The sequence below is a fragment of the Lacticaseibacillus styriensis genome (assembly GCF_030770295.1).
GTDB classification, from domain to species: domain Bacteria; phylum Bacillota; class Bacilli; order Lactobacillales; family Lactobacillaceae; genus Lacticaseibacillus; species Lacticaseibacillus casei.
The window spans coordinates 618,210-635,634 of record NZ_CP132483.1; the positions used below are offsets into that span (position 1 = coordinate 618,210).

At 48.0% G+C, this 17,425-nt stretch carries 17 protein-coding genes; 8 read left to right on the plus strand and 9 right to left on the minus strand.

The window, feature by feature from the left end; translation table 11 throughout:
- Positions 1-82: 82 nt before the first annotated feature.
- The 6 genes from LACSTY_RS02800 (at position 83) to LACSTY_RS02825 (ending at position 4,942) form a co-directional block, all read left to right on the plus strand.
- A complete protein-coding gene (locus LACSTY_RS02800) occupies positions 83-1,093 on the plus strand; it encodes an aldose epimerase family protein (protein ID WP_087911641.1) in 1,011 nt (336 codons plus the stop codon).
- Positions 1,094-1,747: 654 nt separating this feature from the next.
- Positions 1,748-2,242, plus strand: a complete 495-nt coding sequence (gene agaB / locus LACSTY_RS02805; protein WP_025013201.1) for a PTS galactosamine transporter subunit IIB — start codon at positions 1,748-1,750, stop codon at positions 2,240-2,242.
- Positions 2,243-2,272: 30 nt separating this feature from the next.
- The gene (gene agaC, locus LACSTY_RS02810) at positions 2,273-3,079 is read left to right on the plus strand and encodes a PTS galactosamine transporter subunit IIC (protein WP_039639554.1); all 807 of its coding nucleotides are present in this window, start codon (positions 2,273-2,275) and stop codon (positions 3,077-3,079) included.
- Positions 3,066-3,887 carry a PTS galactosamine transporter subunit IID gene (agaD, locus tag LACSTY_RS02815; RefSeq protein ID WP_083311638.1) on the plus strand — a complete coding sequence of 274 codons (822 nt, stop codon included), beginning with the start codon at positions 3,066-3,068 and terminating at the stop codon, positions 3,885-3,887. The genes agaC and agaD overlap by 14 nt, the downstream gene beginning before the upstream one ends.
- Positions 3,888-3,920: 33 nt before the next feature.
- Complete coding sequence (locus LACSTY_RS02820; RefSeq protein ID WP_025013202.1) at positions 3,921-4,349, plus strand: PTS sugar transporter subunit IIA; 429 nt, start codon at positions 3,921-3,923, stop codon at positions 4,347-4,349.
- Between the two features lie 113 nt (positions 4,350-4,462).
- Positions 4,463-4,942, plus strand: coding sequence for a hypothetical protein (locus LACSTY_RS02825; protein WP_087911642.1), 480 nt, complete (start codon positions 4,463-4,465; stop codon positions 4,940-4,942).
- 243 nt (positions 4,943-5,185) lie between these two features.
- Here LACSTY_RS02825 and LACSTY_RS02830 read toward each other — a convergent pair whose 3' ends face one another.
- From LACSTY_RS02830 to LACSTY_RS02870, 9 genes are all read right to left on the minus strand, one after another.
- Positions 5,186-5,953, minus strand: a complete 768-nt coding sequence (locus tag LACSTY_RS02830; protein ID WP_087911643.1) for a sulfite exporter TauE/SafE family protein — start codon at positions 5,951-5,953, stop codon at positions 5,186-5,188.
- A 119-nt stretch (positions 5,954-6,072) separates the two neighbouring features.
- Positions 6,073-7,098, minus strand: coding sequence for a serine hydrolase domain-containing protein (locus tag LACSTY_RS02835; protein WP_087911644.1), 1,026 nt, complete (start codon positions 7,096-7,098; stop codon positions 6,073-6,075).
- Positions 7,099-7,180: 82 nt separating this feature from the next.
- Entirely contained in the window at positions 7,181-7,861 is a 681-nt protein-coding gene (locus LACSTY_RS02840) for a DUF4867 family protein (protein ID WP_087911645.1), read from the minus strand.
- Positions 7,862-7,881: 20 nt separating this feature from the next.
- The gene (gene lacC, locus LACSTY_RS02845; RefSeq protein ID WP_087911646.1) at positions 7,882-8,820 is read right to left on the minus strand and encodes a tagatose-6-phosphate kinase; all 939 of its coding nucleotides are present in this window, start codon (positions 8,818-8,820) and stop codon (positions 7,882-7,884) included.
- Positions 8,821-9,069: 249 nt separating this feature from the next.
- Positions 9,070-10,071 carry a tagatose-bisphosphate aldolase gene (locus LACSTY_RS02850; protein WP_087911648.1) on the minus strand — a complete coding sequence of 334 codons (1,002 nt, stop codon included), beginning with the start codon at positions 10,069-10,071 and terminating at the stop codon, positions 9,070-9,072.
- Positions 10,072-10,128: 57 nt separating this feature from the next.
- Entirely contained in the window at positions 10,129-10,647 is a 519-nt protein-coding gene (gene lacB / locus LACSTY_RS02855; RefSeq protein ID WP_025013209.1) for a galactose-6-phosphate isomerase subunit LacB, read from the minus strand.
- A gap of 45 nt (positions 10,648-10,692) precedes the next feature.
- The gene (gene lacA, locus LACSTY_RS02860; RefSeq protein WP_010493495.1) at positions 10,693-11,121 is read right to left on the minus strand and encodes a galactose-6-phosphate isomerase subunit LacA; all 429 of its coding nucleotides are present in this window, start codon (positions 11,119-11,121) and stop codon (positions 10,693-10,695) included.
- A 55-nt stretch (positions 11,122-11,176) separates the two neighbouring features.
- Complete coding sequence (locus LACSTY_RS02865) at positions 11,177-11,941, minus strand: DeoR/GlpR family DNA-binding transcription regulator (RefSeq protein ID WP_047107290.1); 765 nt, start codon at positions 11,939-11,941, stop codon at positions 11,177-11,179.
- A 499-nt stretch (positions 11,942-12,440) separates the two neighbouring features.
- Positions 12,441-13,067: an HAD family hydrolase gene (locus LACSTY_RS02870; protein ID WP_087911649.1), complete on the minus strand. Its 627-nt coding sequence runs from the start codon at positions 13,065-13,067 to the stop codon at positions 12,441-12,443.
- A gap of 65 nt (positions 13,068-13,132) precedes the next feature.
- Here LACSTY_RS02870 and LACSTY_RS02875 point away from each other — a divergent pair, with 65 nt between their 5' ends.
- Together LACSTY_RS02875 and LACSTY_RS02880 are read left to right on the plus strand one after the other, a co-directional pair.
- Entirely contained in the window at positions 13,133-14,257 is a 1,125-nt protein-coding gene (locus LACSTY_RS02875) for an exonuclease SbcCD subunit D (protein WP_087911650.1), read from the plus strand.
- Positions 14,254-17,379 carry an AAA family ATPase gene (locus LACSTY_RS02880; protein ID WP_087911651.1) on the plus strand — a complete coding sequence of 1,042 codons (3,126 nt, stop codon included), beginning with the start codon at positions 14,254-14,256 and terminating at the stop codon, positions 17,377-17,379. Before LACSTY_RS02875 ends, LACSTY_RS02880 begins: the two co-directional genes overlap by 4 nt.
- The last annotated feature ends 46 nt before the right edge of the window (positions 17,380-17,425 follow it).

Genomic DNA, 17,425 nt, shown 5'->3' on the forward strand with positions numbered 1-17,425 from the left:
ATTGTCAATCAAGAAAGGAAATATGTAAAACCTTTATTGGTGTCAAAGAGACATTCTTCCACGTTTTATATAGCAGGTTATGATGGACGTTTCAGTTGAGCAATATGGTCAGTATCAAGGACACGACTTGTATGAACTAACCTTGACCAATGATCAGGGAATGGTAGTCAAACTGTTAAACTACGGCGCAACTTTGGAAAAAGTGCTGCTGCCGGAAGCTGACGGGTTGCACAATATGATTCTTTCGTTACCGAGTCGTGAGGACTATTCAAAAGAGCGTAATTTTCTAGGCGGGACGGTTGGCCGCATTGTCGGCCGGATTCGCGGTCACGTTTGGCAACACGGCGATGTCAAAGTCGACTTGCCCATGAATGAAGGCAGCAATCACATTCATGGCGGGGATGACGGCCTCGATCGGCAAGTGTTCAATTTCCGCATCGAGAAAACGGCAACGACCGCCAGCGCCAGCTTCACGTTTGTCGATCCGGACGGCCACAACGGCTATCCCGGCAATCTCAAGTTGCAAGTCACCTATACGCTAACCAACACGAATGCCTTACAATATCGGGTCGATGCGCTAAGCGACGCGGAAACGCTCTTCAATCCGACTAACCATACTTACTTCGCGTTGGATCAACCAGCGACGATTGATGACACCACCTTGACAATTCCGGCTGATGACTACAAGCCATTAGACGCCGAACACTTGCCAAATCAAGGCTGGCAGCCAGTAGCTGGCACCGTGTTCGATTTTCGTCAAGGCCAAAAACTCGGCGATGTCATCCACACCCGCGCCGATCAAATCACGTCCGAACGCGGGATCAACCATCCATTTCTTTTGAAAAACGGCAAAACACTGGCGGCTAAGCTTCAAACAGCCAAGCACACTATGACTTTAGTCACAACCGCGCCAAGCGTAGTTGTTTACACCGCCAATCACTTCGATGGTACGGGTATTCCTCACAACATCAAACAATTCGACGGTGTGGCCCTTGAATGCCAGTTTGCGCCGGTTAGCGGGGATGACCTCTCGGCGATTACGTTGTTGCCAGGGGAGCCATTTACGTTGGCGAATACTTGGACGTTTGAATAAGACATAGTGGTTTTTAACTAGTGGGTTATTTGCACAGGAGGAAGCTTTCCTTGATTAGGAAGGCTTTTTTCTTGTGCTTAGGTGTTAATGGCATCAGGTTATGCATCATAGATGACAAAAAGCGAAATCAATGGTTGCCAATTAAATTGAGGCCTATTTGTTTTAATTTGTTCTTTTTTGTTAGGGAAAATTCTGCCGTAAATAATCTACGTCATTAATTTGCAAAGTTTTATAGATTGTCTAAGTACTTGCACAACGAGGGGTTAAACTCTCTATAAAATTCATTAAATAATTTGCCAACCTTTTTGAGGATTTTCTTGACTACTGAAAACGCTTGTTTATAATTAAAAGTGAACAGGAACAAACAATAGTTAACAAATGGTTGACAAATGATTAAGCGGTGGTCGACGTAACTTTTTCATTCAAAATTGGCATTTCCCCAGATGTTGTTCATTTAAAAAATGCCCGATCGCTTTTGTAATGCCGCTCAGTCAGACTGGTTTTTGATCTAGTTTTTGAAAGCGCTATAAAAGACCTATCCAGGTTTACTTTGTGAGGAGGATCAGGTTTACAAATAGCATGACGCAGAGCAAAAACACACCGTCAGTTTCTGTTCACGCTGCGAATAATATTTTTATAAGGAGGTGAAAAGTGATGGCTGCAAATATTGTTTTTACACGAATTGACAACCGTTTGGTGCACGGTCAGGTTGGGGTTACATGGACACGCGCTGTTAATGCAAATCTGATTCTGGTTGCTAACGATCAAGCTGCCAATGATCCGCTTCAGCAGAAGTTAATGGCAACGACGGCTGACTCTTCAGGTGCTGGTATCCGTTTCTTCACGGTTCAACATACCATTGACATTATTGGTAAGGCTGCCGATCGTCAGCACATCTTTATCGTCATTAAGACGCCAGCCGACGCTCGCAAGTTAGTTGAGAACGGTGTGCCAATCAAGGAAGTCAATGTTGGCAATATGCACTTTGCTCAGGGCAAGACAGAGATTACTAAGAAGGTCTATGTCGATGAACAGGACAAAGAGGATCTGTTAGCAATTGTGAACGCTGGCGTCAATATTTTCATTCAGGACTATCCGGGTGATAAGAAGACACCAATTACTGCTGACTTGTTAAAGAATGTCAAATAGTCAATAGATTAAATTGGAGGTGTCAGGTTCATGGATGTTACCTTAACTCAAGGGGTGTTAATCGCGCTTTGGGCAATGATATCAGGTCTTGACTGCTGGCTACAGGCGTTCTTCATTTTCCGCCCGATTATTGTCTGCACAGTCACTGGCCTTATTCTGGGCGATTTACAGCTCGGTGTCATTGCTGGCGGGTTAACTGAACTAGCTTTTGCCGGATTGACTCCTGCCGGCGGGACACAACCGCCGAACACGGTTCTTTGCGGGATTATGACGGTGGTTATTGCGGCAACTAACAAAACAGCTCCAGCAACGGCAATTGGTCTTTCATTACCGTTCGCGATGTTAATGCAATATATTCTGCTGTTCTTCTACTCCAGCTTTTCACTGTTTTTGCCGAAATTCGATCAATATGCCGCAGAAGGAAATGCAGGGGCGTTTAAACGTCTGAATTTCATTCCGCTCACGATCGTTACATTGTCCTTCGGGATCATGGCTTTCCTGAGTGCATATGCAGCACAGGGCCCAATGAAGGCACTTGTTACTTCAATGCCTCACTGGTTAACACATGGTTTTGAATTAGCTGGCGGTATTTTACCAGCTGTTGGGTTTGCAATGTTGTTGAAGGTTATGTTAAAAGGTCAATACTTTGCATATCTGCTTTTGGGATTCGTTATGGCTTCAATGATCCCATTCTCAAATGTTCTGCCAGTTGCTTTGGTTGGCGCAGTATTTGCACTGATCGAGTTCTATCGCAGCCGTGATCAGATCAAGTTAGAGAAGCAAGTTAAGGAAGTTCAAAATCAATCTCAAGGAGGAGGCATGAATGATGGCATCTGATGACAAGAATGATAAGACACAAAAGAAAAGCTTGTTTACCAATCATGAAATCTCCATGCTTGGGATTCGGTCTAACTTAGTTCAGGCATCCTTCTCATATGAACGAATGCATTCACCAGGTTGGACTTGGGCGCAGCTGCCATACTGGCAAAAGATCTATAAAGATGATCCTGAGGGCCTTAAAGCCGTTATGACCGATAACATGGAATTCATCAACAGTTCACCGCCACTGTATCCTATCCTGATGGGATTGCTACTGACGATGGAAGAAGGCCATGTTGATCGGACAACCATTAAAGGTTTAAAGAACGCATTGTTCGGTCCTATGGCCGGCATTGGTGATGCGATCTTCTGGTTCACCATTATGCCGATTGTCGGTGGTATTTCTGCCTCAATCGCGAAGAACGGGAACGTTTTTGGACCAATTCTGTTCTTCCTGGTTTACCTGTTCCTATTCTGGTCTCGTATTCCATTGGCACACTTGGGTTATAACCTTGGTACGCGAGCGATTGATGTCATTCAGGAAAACTCTCGAATCATTTCACACGTTGCTTCTATCTTGGGCTTGACCGTTATCGGTGGTTTGATCGCCAGTTATGTCAAGATGTCACTCACCATTAAAATTGGTGCCGGGAATACGGTTATCAACTTGCAAAAGCAGTTGCTGGATAAAATCTTCCCGAACATTCTGCCATTTGCCTTTGTTTTCTTGCTGTACTGGCTGTTGAAGAAGAATGTTAACCCAATTTGGTTAATTGTCGTAACCTTTGCACTTGCCATTGTTATGGCGGCCATCGGTTGGATGTAGCTGTTAGTAAATGATTTGAGGAGGAATTAGACATTGAGTAAAGTTCAAGTGATCGTCACCGGGCATGGTACTTTTGCCGATGGGTTCAAAGGTGCGCTACATCTTCTGGCTAGCGTTCCAGACAACTGGTCGTTCGTAAACTTTTCAGAAGGTATGAGTGATAAACAACTTCAAGCTAAGTTTGAAACGATTCTTGGATCTGATCCCAAGCCGACACTGTTTTTTACAGATTTAGCTGGCGGAACCCCGTATAAAGTGGCGGCAACTCTAGCAAGCAAAAATCCGCAATTGGCGGTTGTCTCTGGCTGTAACCTAGGGTCGTTACTTGAATCTGTATTCAGTGACTATGACAATGCCGATGCCTATGCTGATGCGATTATTGCTGCATCAAAACAAGGCACGCAAAAGTTTACGCTGGATATGCCAGACAATATGGCTACTGGCTCTGATGACGGTATCTAGTTGTCGCTGACTTATCTAGGAGATACAGTTATTGAGGAAGGGGCGTGGCTTTCTAGTCACACCCCTTTTCTGACAAATTTGCATGGTAGAATCAGTTACATGAGGTGAATGATATGGCGACTAACATTTCGATTCTTGTTTTGGCAATGATTGCGGCCGGTATGGGCATCATGCTCTACCAACGGCGTAAGTACTTCTATTTGGGGACATTCTTCATAGGGCACGGTATGACAAGCACTGTCATCAATTTAAAAAACAGCGGGCATTACGTCATCAATATCACTAATGTTAGTGAAAATCCCCAAGCGCCTGCTAGCTTTAAAATAGAAGAAGGATCGTTCCGCAAAGATGGAACAGTCATTGACTTGAAGCCGGAAAAATTGTCAACTTTTACCTATCCAAATTCACAGGCTTTAATGACGAATAATTGGGGTGGACATGAAGAGTCGGAATTAGAAAGTCACCAGATATCATTGCAAAACCATGCTCTGATGCTCTCTGGAGAAGAACTTCAACCACTTAATCAGGGAAAAGTCGTGACAGTTAAGCAATTTATGCAGAATAAGAAGAAGCCAAAGTCTGCTAAAGTGTGACTGGTTGAGTCAATGTGGGTCTGCGTTTGTCAGTCAAATGGAACGAAAAAACAGCTAATCTGTTTAGGCGGATTAGCTGTTTGCGTATGGTTTCTTTTGTGGCGGCTTTTTGGCGCTGAAGGGATCAACTTGTAAAAGTGAAAGTACCTATCTTTCCTGAATCTGATGCCGATTGCCTGTAACGCCTCCGTCTGGCTTAAGTCTAATAGCGTATTTTAATTAATTGCTGGCTCAATGGATCAACTAAAAATACGCCTGCACAAACAAATCAGCCGCCAACCCAAACGCAGCAAACGCAATCAGAATCCGAAGCAGTCTGACCGGAACATGCCGCACAACGATCGGACCACAGTAGCCGCCGATCAGAAAGCCGATGCCAAGCGGCAGGACGACGACCCAATCAATTTTGCCAGTCCACGCGTAAATAACTGTCGCCACTGCGTTAGCCATGAAAGCCATGACGTTCTTGAAGGCGTTGAGAACTGCAAATCTTTGGGGTAGGCTCAGTGTCAAAATTGCGAGGATAATGACGCCGCCTGCCGCACCGAAGTATCCGGTGTAGGCACCGATCAAGAAGAGACCGATAGCTTTTAAAATCAGGCCGAACTTGTTCTGATCGCGTAAGGCAGGGACATTCTTCCGGTCCGCTTGGTGTCCGCTGACTAAGAGGAGAACACCGGCTGACAGAATGAAGAAGGGGACGACGTGTTCGAATGTGGACGCCGGTTCAATAAGTAAAAGTGCAGATCCGAGAATGCCGCCTGCTAGCGTGAGGGCGGTTAAGCCGGTCACCAGTTTGCCTTCGCCGTGAAGCTCGCGGGATGATGATGCGGTTGCGCCGATACCGGAGAGCACGAGTCCGGCTGTATTGGTAACGTTGGCAATGACTGGCGGGATGCCGGCTATGAGGAGTGCTGGGTAGGAAACTAACGAAGCTAAGCCAGCGATCGAAGCCAATAAGCCGCCGAGGATGCCGGCACCGATAAAGTAAATGAATAACCAAAATGTCATGGTTGCGCCCCATCTGTTTTTCAATTTTTCTCTGTTAGTGTCTCGCTAAGATGTTATGAATGTCAAGAAAACCCCGGTTGAAGTTGGTGGCTTCAGCCGGGGTTGCTTGTCTATGAAGTTTAAAGTTCTTGTGCAGCCTGCTGAATTTTATCAACGAATTCCGTCATATCAGCTTGCGGCTTTAAGACATTGGTCAGAGCGACCGCAGCCTTCTTCTGCTTGCGGTTGATGCTGAGCAAGCCAGTATAGCCGAGGACACTGCCGCTGTTGCCTAACCAGCCGTCAGCAAGCTTGTGCCAGCCGAATCCGTAGCCGCCTTCAGCAGCCTTGAAGATGGTTTCCCAGCTTCCTGCTTTGAGCAGCTTGCCTTTCAACACAGCTTGCGCAAACTTTTCAAGATCGTCGACTGTTGTGACTAAGCCGCGATCTGCCTGATTTTCGTCACCTTTACCAGCGAGGTTCGGGTTGCCGGCAATCCAATGATAGCTTTCGGCAAAAGCGTGTGAGGTGCCGATTTTGGTATGTGTCAAAGCCAAAGGATCGTAAATGTTTTCCTTCAAAATGGCTTCAAGCGGGCGTTCCTCAGTGAGCCGATCAAGCACTTCGCCTAGCAAAATGGCGTTGGTGGCGCTGTAAGCAGTCTGGCTACCTGGCTTGAAGGCTAACGGTTGATCATCAACGACATCCAAGACTTTGGCCAGATCCATGTCCGCGGCATTGTGTTGGTTGATTTGTAAGGCCAGGCGCTCACCTGGTAAGGTTGCCGGAGCGTTCGCCTTGAATGGTTCAGCCATGAGCGTTAAGTAATCGGGAATCCCACTTTGCATCGTGGCGAGCTGGCCGATGGTGATTTTGTCAGCTTGCTTATATTCAGGCACGTATTGTGATAGTTTGTCGGTCAGTTTTAGCGCGCCTTTTTCGACAAATTGCATGAGCAAAACGCCGAAGAATTGTTGTGTAACGGTTCCGGCACCGCTGAGTGTATGTGATGCGAATGGAACCTTCATATCGATATGGGCAAAGCCTTGCGAATCTGCTGCTAACTCTTTGTCGGCAGTCACCACTGCGACTGCGCCGTTATAGTGTTCGGTTTGTAAGGAACGGCTTAATGGTGATTCATCTTTAACTGATTCTAGTTCTACCATGTATAAACGCCTCCAAAAATGAACGATCGGTCGAGTCTTAGCTTGTGCTTGTTGGGGCATTGGCGTCGTCGGCCATGATTGATTAATCTAAATGTGCCACTTTGACGAGCTCGCCTGTCACGCCGACTTGGATCCCTTGCTTGATTTTATCGGTGCGGGTGGCATGAACGACTTGGAACTTATTTTGTTTAACGATCAGCTTGTTGTCAGTGTGGTAATCAGCTGGTAAGGGTTGATTACTGCCGCGGATCAGCATCACGATAAACTTGAACCCACTGGCATGGGCTTCACACGGGCTGTAGTGCAACGTGTCGCTGAAGAATTCAACCACGGTGCCAGCTGGAACGAAGAACAGTTTAGCATCCTTTTCCGCGTTGAATTTGCCAGCGTGCATTTGGCCGCGCTTGCCGATGACCATGACGACATCTGTGAAAAAGACGTTCACTTCACTGCCTTGGTGGAATTCCACGGCGGTTAAAGCTTCGGCGTGGCCAGCACATTCGCCTGCTTCGATTGGCAGGCCAGCGAAAACATCGCGGCCGATTTGCTGAACAACCGGAATCTTTTCCATGTCCGGGTTTGACGGAACATAGAGGTTGGCTGCGGTGGGGGCAGGGATGTTGACGTTTTGGTCCATGAACGTTTTGAGCTCACTGACATCGTATTGCGGGTAGGTGACGCCGTAATCGGCAAACGCCGGATCCGTTAGCTGATGAATCTGCTTATCTGGATTCAACTGCTGAATCTTTTCAAAAGTTGACATTTGATGGCTTCTTTCCAAAATTAGTAATTTTCAATCGTGACTTTGGCAAAATAGGTATCGAACTTCGTCGGGTTGACGAAGCCGGTTTCTGCTTCCATCGTGTTGAGCATCCCAGTGGTCATCGCCGTCTTCATAATGTCTTCGTCGGACTTACCATCGTGAATACCCATGGCGAGGCCGGCTAAGGTTGAATCGCCGGAACCAACCGGATTGACGACCTGGATCTTAGGAATGGCGGCGTGATAGAACTTGTCTTGATGCTTAACAAAGGCACCTGCTGATCCCAAGGAAACGACAATCCAATCAACGCCGTCAAAAATCGGATCCTGGAGGTCTTGTTTCAACGCGGCATAATCGGTTTTATCGACTTCGCGGTTAAGCAAGCCGGCAAGTTCTTCTTCGTTTGGCTTGATCAAAAGGGGCTTCACTGGTGCTTCGAGTGCGGACTTCAAAGTGGCGCCCGATGTGTCGAGCAAGACCTTGACATTTTTGGCGCCAGCGTGGGCGATCATTTGCGTGTAATAGTCTTCCGGAAGTCCTTGCGGCATGGAACCGGAGATCGTCAGCAGGTCTGCCTGATCCAGCAATTTGTCAAAGTGATCGAGAAACTTCTGCGCATCTTCAGGGGTAATCGTTGGGCCGGCTTCAAGAATCTCGGTTTGCTTGCCGCCATCATGAAGCATCGCGATGGAACTACGGGTTTCCGCATCGATCGGCAGAAAATCATGGGCGATGCCATCGCGATCCAATTGATTCTCCAACCATTTGCCAAAATAGCCGCCGATAAAACCGGTCGCAGTAAGATCGTGATCCAGCATGTGAATCACCCGGGAAACATTCAGCCCCTTACCACCAGCGGTCTTGCGAACATTTTTGACGCGGTTCACCGTGTCGATTTTAAGATGTTCGAGTGGGTAGGAAACGTCGATTGAGGGGTTTAAAGTGACGGTTAAAATCATGAATTTCTTCTCCTTCTGAGCGTGAGCTGGCGCGGTTAGGAGCCGGAGTGTAAGCGGCCTTGGGCGTGATGGCCCGTTTTTGGCCATTGCGACCGAGGTCCTTACATGCAGGCTCCTGCGCCAGGGAACGCGTTATGATGAGCGTGAGCTGGCGTGCATTCATTCAAACGTAACGCTGCACTGCTGCCAGTCGTCCATTTAATAAAAGCCGATTCCCTGGGGAGTCGGCTTTTATGGCCTACGCACGAACTAATCGTGAGTAACCTTGTCCGTCCAAGGGGTGGCAGTTTCAGCCAAAACCTTGTTCAAACGATCGATGTTAGCTTTGCCTTCGGTTTCCAGCCACTTCTTGCCGGCAGCTTCGCCTTCAGCAGCAAATGGCTTAACGCCTGGCTTCCAGGTTGCCCGACCGCAGAGAACACCGTTAAAGGTTGAACCTGCTTCCTTAGCAAATTTGAGTTCTTCGAGGAATAATTCATTTGAAACGCCTGCCGAAAGGAAAATAAACGGCAGATCGGTGGCATCTGACTGTGCCTTGTAGTACTTAGCGGCTTCTTCCTTGGTATAAACCGGGGTGCCGCCTTCATCAGTAAAGCCTTCAACAAACTTCTGGTCAACCGGAACTTCAACTTTGAGGACAGAAACGTTGTACTGTGGCTTGCTGAATTCCTTGGTGATCTTGATAACCTTTTCTGGCTTAGCCTTGGCCCATGCAGCAGTCCCGGTTTCATTGGTTTTACCATCGTAAGAAACCAATTCAAGGAACAGCGGCAGGTCGTTGGCTTTAGCTTCAGCACCGACACGTTCAACGAAGGCATATTTGCGATCGTTGATTGAGTCTGGTTCGTCTGGATCAATGTACAGCAAGAACTTAACCGCGTCGCCGCCTTCATTCTTGATGCGCAAGGCACTCTGGTTGTCGATCAAATCAGGGAAGCGGCCAGGTTCGGTCGCATCGTAGCCAGTCTTTTCGTAAGAAAGCAACAGGCCGGCTTGAGGTGCCCGAACTTTTGCAGCTGGCAAGCCATATTCCGGATCCAGCAAAATGGAGCTAGCGTACTTGGTTAATTCTTCAGATACAGCTTTTTTGAAATCAACAATCGTAGTTTCGTCAGCCGGCTTGTTGGCAGCAGCTGCCAGCATTTTCTTCAGGGAACCACGTTGGTCAATGGCCAAGGCGGAGATAACATTGTTGTCATCGGAAAGTTTTTGTAAGTGTTTAAATTGACCAGCAGTAAGGGTAACAGTCATATGAGAATTCCTCCATTAGTAAGGGCTAGTGAGCGCGTTAACGCTCATGAAGCCAAATTAATCGTGATAAACGCCTTCGTCCCACTTTTCGAGTTCAGCATCGAAGAAGTGCGGATTGTCTTTTTGTTCTGGGTTAGGCTTAGCAATTTTGTCAATCTTGTCGATGATCTTCTTGTTTTCCGGTGTTTCCTTGTAAGTTGCGTCAAGGAAAGCTTTAACCGTATCTTCAATCAAATGGATACCGGTAACGGCGCCGCCAATGCCTAAGACGTTGGCATTCAATTGTTCACGCGCATAGACTGCTGAAGTTGCGTCATTAGCCATCGCGGCACGAACGCCTTCGTTTTTATCGGCAGCAGTTGAGATACCGATACCGGTTCCGCACATTACGATACCTAAATCTGCGCGCCCATCAGCAACGTCTTCGGCAACGCGTTTGCCATAAATTGGGTAGTGAGTACGATGCGTGTCATAGGTACCTTCATCAATTACCTTGTAGCCCATGTCTTTCAGCATATTGGAGACTTGGATTTTTTCATTGGTGACAATGTGGTCATTTCCGATTGCAATAATCATTAGGATGAAACTTCCTTTCTTGGCTTAAATAAACGGAGGCGTAACTTAAATCATTTTTTCCAACATATCTAACCGAATCTGATGACGGCCGCCAGCATATTCGGTGTCGAGGTAACGTTGAACGATCGCAATGGCACGATCAGGGCCGGTGATGCCGGTGCCGATAGCAATTGCCTTGGCGCCATTGTGTTCAGCGGTCATGTGCGCCGTGTTTTCTTCTTGAACAACGGCAGTGACCATACCCTTAACCTTATTAGAAGCCATAGCTGAGCCAACACCATAGCGGTCGAACATAATCGCTTTGTGAGCGTCGCCGTTCAGCAACTTCTTTGTCACTGCCAAAGCAGATTCAACAAAATCTTCAGCAGGTTCAGGGGTTACATCAGCAACTTGATACTGATGATCCTCCAAATACTTCTTAACCTGTTCCTTCATTGCAAATCCGTCTTTGTCTGCACCAATAATGACATCCATGATTTATTCTCCTTTTTTTGGGTGAGCGTGAGCTGGCGCCTGCGCCAGCAACGCGTTATGATTTTCCTACGATAACAGAGGTATACTCGCTAAAATGCTGCTTATCGTCAGCGCTGATACCATCATCCGTGATGAGGCCATCGGTTTGATCGAGGTCATAGAAGCTGTAAAAATCTTGCCGATTCAGTTTAAAATGATCCGCAGCAACAAACTTCATGCCGGCATTGTTCAGGGCAATCCGTTGGGTCTGACCTTCTTCAGGACTGGCATTGCTGATATGGTTGTCGGCAATCCCGTTGACACTGATAAAGGCCTTGGTGGTCGTGAGGTGAGCTAACATCTCATTAGCTAAGCTGCCAATGAAAGCACCGGAGCGCTCTCGCAGCTGGCCACCAATCAGTTTCAGTGAAAAATAATCTGCACGATCCTGAAAACTCTGAAAAACAGGAAGGCTATTGGTAATAATGCGCACTTCCGGTTTTTTGAGGTACTGGGAAATGAGTTCCATGGTTGTGCCGGGACCGATATACACCGTATCGCCTGACGTAATGATGTCTGCGATGGTCGCAGCAATTTTGCGTTTTTCGTTGACGTGAATGGATCGCTTCTCGTTTCGGGATAATTCGGTTAGCGGCTTAAAATGCGTGCTTTGGGCACCGCCGTGAATGCGGATTAACTCATTTCGATCGGCGAGCTCTTCCAGATCCCGACGCACGGTCATGGTCGAAACACCTAAACTATCACCAATTTCGTTTACGGTCACAATCCCTTTGCGATCCACTAAGTTGCGAATTGTCAGCAAGCGCTCGTCTTTTAACATTGAATCACCTCACATGATCTGTTCGTTGTTGTTTGTTTTTGTTCCTTATTACATTTTTAAGTTACCACCGGCGACACCATTCGTCAAGCTCATAATGACAATGTTTAACGCCGAGTTTGCGATTTTTGAACGCCTTGTCCGCTTTCTTAAGTCATCGATTATTGCCTGAATAAGCTCACAAAATGCCCGAAAAAGTGAACAGAATATAACAAGCCTTAACATATGGTATATACCGGTTGCGGAAAATCTCACGGGCTTGTGATTGCAACAGAATAGAAGTCATTAAATGACGAGCTTTTTTGATGAAGGAGAACGTGTGTCACCTGCTGCACCAATCAGTTGATAAAGACAAAGAAAAGTCGGCTCCTGCAGGCAAAGTTTGTCGCGGGTCGGCTTTTCTAAATCTTCTATATGAAAATGATCGATTTCTTGTCCATTTTTGGCCTTCTGAAAATTGCGTTAGCGGATTAAATGCGTAGTATATAATAGAAACAACCGTTTATCCTAAGTCCGGAAGCTTCAGCAAATCGTCAGCTCGCTGCAAGACGGCGATCCGTGGGGCGACAGCTGGTGAAGGCGGCGTTGTCCACCCAGCGAGTGCAAAAGCGACATTCGCGTTGGCAGCTGCTTGGGCATCGGTCGAGGTATCGCCGATATAGACCGTTGTTTCTGGGTTGCCACCTAGACGTTCGCGAGCCAATGTAATCGGATCGCCAAATGGCTTGTTGCGTTTGGCTTCACCAGCGACAACTACCGTCTGAAAATAAGGACTGAAGTGATATTTCTTGTCCTCTTCAAGAAACTGCGGTTTATCTTTTGATGTGACAAGACCGAGTTTATATTGCCGACCTAGCTGTTTAAGAACGACTTGCATATTAGGAAACCAGCTAACGTCAGTCAAAAAAGCCTTTGAATCTTCCCGCCACTCTTCGTGAACCACAGGAACTTCTTCATCGCTGAAGCCTAGTTCTTTCAAGCTATCAACGCCTGCACGGCCATTGGTCCAAGTCAGATCCTGGATAGGTACCTTGCGACCGTGCCGCCGCAGCGTTTTCTGTAAACCGTAGAGATAACCCTCGACATTATCGAGTAAGGTTCCATCGATATCAAAGATAAACGTGTTCATAAATTTTCCTCCTAAATAACCAATATTATTGTAGCAAGTAAGCGGTAACAAAGAAAGGCGTTCAAATGCGATTCTTACACACAGCCGATTGGCATATTGGCAAAAAATTAAATGATTTTGACTTATTAGCAGACCAACAGGCGGTTTTTGAACAGCTGATGGCGGTTGCGCAGGCGCAACAGGTAGACGCCATCGTGATTGCCGGCGATTTATATGATCGGGCACTGCCGAGCGAAGCAGCGGTGGCGGTGCTGGACCAGATGCTCGTGAAGTTGAATCGCGACTTGCATTACCCGTTGTTGGTGATCTCGGGCAACCACGATTCGGCGGTGCGTTTGCGGACAGGCCGTTCCTGGTTTTCCGCCACCCAAATGTATGTCAATACGCAGTTAGCCGAAGCGTTCACGCCGATTGAGCTGGATGGCGTTCAATTTTTCCTACTACCGTATTTTGAGCCGTTCGCGGTTCGCGACTATTTTCAGGATCAGACCATTACAAACGTCGCACAGGCGATTCGGCCGATCGTTACCAAGATGAAGACGCTGTTCAAACCGGGGATGCGGCATATTTTAGTGAGTCATTTTTTTGCGGCTGGCAGTGACCATAGTGCTTCGGAAACAAAAGTGAATGTCGGCGGCTTGGACGCGGTGCCGATTGATGATTTGACGGCATTTGATTATGTTGCGTTGGGACATTTACATAATCACAATGCGTTGCATGGCGAGCCGAAAATTCAATATAGCGGTGCTTTGCTGAAGTATGCAGTAGGCGAGGCGAAGCAGGAAAAAGGTGTCTACATTGTGGACACCGAAACGATGCAGCGGGAATTTGTGCCGTTGAAGCCGCAGCATGACTTACTGGAATTAAAAGCCAGCTATGCGGATTTGACCGATCCTGCGTATTACCAAAAGCAGGATCGAGATGCCTACATCGGGATTGATTTAACCGATACCCAGGTCATTCCCAACGTGATGGCTCAGTTGCGGCAGATTTATCCACGCATCATTAGCTTACGACGGGAAAATGGTGTCCAAGCTGTGAAGCCATTGCAACAGCGGCAACGTGATCTGGATCCGGTCAGCTTATTGAAGGCCTTTTATGAAGAACTGATGCAAACCGATCTGACGGCTGATCAGCTGAAGTGGGCAAAAGCCGGTCTTGCCGCGGCAGAAAGCGAGCAGAAGCAATGAAACTAAAACAATTACACATGCAGTTTTTTGGCCCATATGCAGATGAGACGGTTGATTTTGATGATTTTCAAACCAGCCCCTTGTTTCTGATCAGCGGTCCGACCGGCAGCGGAAAAACCACCATTTTTGATGCGCTGGTGTATGCCTTATATGGTGAAACTTCTGGCGAGCGGGATGGCGTTCAGATGCGATCGAATTTTGCCAGCCATCATGATTTGACGAAAGTGACGTTGACGTTTGAACATGATGGCAAACACTACTCGGTCACGCGGCAGCCGCAACAATTGCAACAAAAAAAGCGCGGGGATGGGCTTACCGAGGTTAAGGCCAGGGTCGTGCTGGCGATCGCGGATGGCGATAAGCAGGTAGCGGAATATACCAAGAAGAATCAGGTGCAGGCGCAGTTAGATGCGGTTTTGCATCTGGATGCCAAACAGTTTCGCCAGATTGTGCTGTTGCCTCAAGGCGATTTTCGGCACTTTTTGGATGCGGACAGTAATGCTAAGGAAGACTTGCTACGTGACTTGTTTGGCACGCAGCTTATTCAGCGCTGGCAGACGGCGATGTTGGCCAAGACCAAAGAGCAGGGTGCGGAAATTCAGGATCAGGAACGCATGCTCAACTTGCTGACATCCCAATTTGACTTTGAAGTTGAGCCGGATGAAAATGCCACCCCGGCGGACAAGTTGGACTTGATGCGGGAAAATGTCGAAAAGCAAGCGGTGACAGTTGCGGCGCGACAAAAAGCCGCTGACAGCAGCCATCATGCCTATCAGGTCGCACAGGCAGCGCTTCAGGCAGGCAGACAGTTGGCACAAGCGTTCAAAGACCGCGAGCAAACCACCGCTGCCTTGGCGAAACTCGCTGAACAGGAGCCAGTTCAGCAAGACCGGCTCAAACGCATGGCTCAATTAACCTGGGTTCAGCAACATGAAGCCGCTGCGCAACGGGTCGAAACCACAGCCCAGGACTTGACTGTCGCGCGGAAGCAAGCAACGCAGACCCAGGCAACTTTGGTGGCGATCCAACAGTCCATGGATCAGGCTAAAGCAAGCTTGGCCGAGCTGCAGCAACAAGAGACGGCAATCAACGCGAAGCAAAAACAACTCGATCAGTTGCAGTCGGTTCGCGAACAACTTGTCGCCATGAGCGCGCAAAAACAGCAGCTAGCATTGCGAACTGATGAGGTTACGAAAGCAACGGCTGCATTGACGAAGGCGCAACAAAAACTCGCGGACGATCAACAAACGTTTACCCAGCAGCAGGCCGAATTATCCGACTTGTCAGTGACGGATTTAGCGAATCAAGCAGCAGAACATAAACAGTTATTGGCGACCTTGACGCCAATTGCGGGGAACTACCAGGAAGCGCGAAATGACGCCGCTACGTTTGAAAAAAAGGTGGCAACAGTCAAAGCATCGCTGGGAAAAGCCACAGAGGCCAGCAAAACCGCGGCGCAGCAATTAAACGACCTGCAACAAACGCAAATCAAGCAGCAAATTGCTCGGCTGGCGGCTAAGTTGGAGCCAGGGACACCTTGCCCAGTTTGCGGCAGCCTTGAGCATCCTCACCCAGCTGTGGCCACGACCGAACCATTGGTAACTGAGGCGGCCATCAAGCAGGCGGAACAAACGCGTCAGCAGGCTGCCACAAAAGAGACAACTCTGCAGACGCAGCTTAAGAGTCTTGAAGAACAGCGGATAACGGCTAACCAAAAAGCAAGCGTCGCCAAGCGTGACTTTGCAGGAAAATTGGTCCAGCAGCCAAGTTTCATGAGTTCTGATGCTGACAATGCCGATATTTTAGCTCGATTGGGTGCGTTTGAAGCTGAGACTGCCAAGATCGTGAAAAAACTGGCAGCAGCTGAGGCAAAACAAACAACGCTTGAGACAGCCTTGAAATCGTTGCAAACCGCTGTCACGAAGGATACGGAAAAGGTTCAGGCTGCTCAGGAGACGCTTAATACTGTCAAACTCGAGGCCGCTACAGCTACGAGCGCGCTGGCGACCATGCAAGCGGCGCTGCCTGAGGGAACCAATGATTTGGAAACCGTGACCGCACAGTCAGCGGAACTGGCCCAGGCGGTTAACACCTATCAGAAAAACCGACAAGCCGCACAAGATAAAGTAAACGACTTGGATCGCCAGCTAGCCGGACTCCATGCCGATGAGCGCCACGCTACGGAGCAAATCACCAAGCTGGAAAAAGACCATCAGGAAGCAGCGGAGGCATTTTTACAAGCGGTGACGGAATATTTTGGCGCAGATGGGTCCAAACAATTTATTGCACTAAAAGCGCAATTGGATCAGTTGCCGATTTTGCAACAGCAGACTCAAGACTATAACAATGCGGTTTTGAAGCAAAAGACGTTATTGGAATCCAGCAATAAAACCATTGGCGATCAGCACGAGCCGGCGCTTGAGCAGCTTGAAGAGAAGGCTGCTTTGACCGAGGCTGCGGCAACCAAAGCCCAGACCGCGTTGATTGAAGTGCAGCAGGCGCATGACACGGCCAAGAGGCTGTTGCAGCAGGCTGCGGACATTTTGGCAAAAAATCAAGCTGCTTTGGCTGCATATGCTGACTTACAGACGTTAACCACGGTGATGAACGGCAATGGGCCGAAGAAGCTGAGTTTGGAGCGGTATGTTCTGCAAGCCTATCTTCAGCAAATTCTGAACGTTGCCAACACGCGCCTCCAGGTTCTGTCAAATCAGCGTTATCAGTTTGTGCTGCACACCGATCTGGGTACGCAAAAGATTCATTCCGGTTTGGAGATTGATGTTTATGATGATCAGGTTGGCGAACAGCGCGCGGTTCAGACGCTGTCCGGCGGCGAAAGCTTCATTGCAGCCCTTAGTCTGGCATTAGCATTAGGCGAGGTGATTCAACAGGAAAGCGGCGGCATCAACATTGATGCGTTGTTTGTTGATGAGGGATTCGGCAGTTTGGACACCAATAGCCTTGATGTGGCCATGAACGCCCTTGAATCATTGGAAGGCGAATCGCGGCTGATCGGCATTATTTCCCACGTCACGGAATTACGCGATAATATTCCCGATCAGCTTCAAGTACAACCGGCAGGAACCGGGCGCAGTCGGCTGAAAGTGCTGCATATGGCTTAGTTGCGCTTTGCTGTGGAATGGTTTTGGTTTAAAATTTACTTGAAAG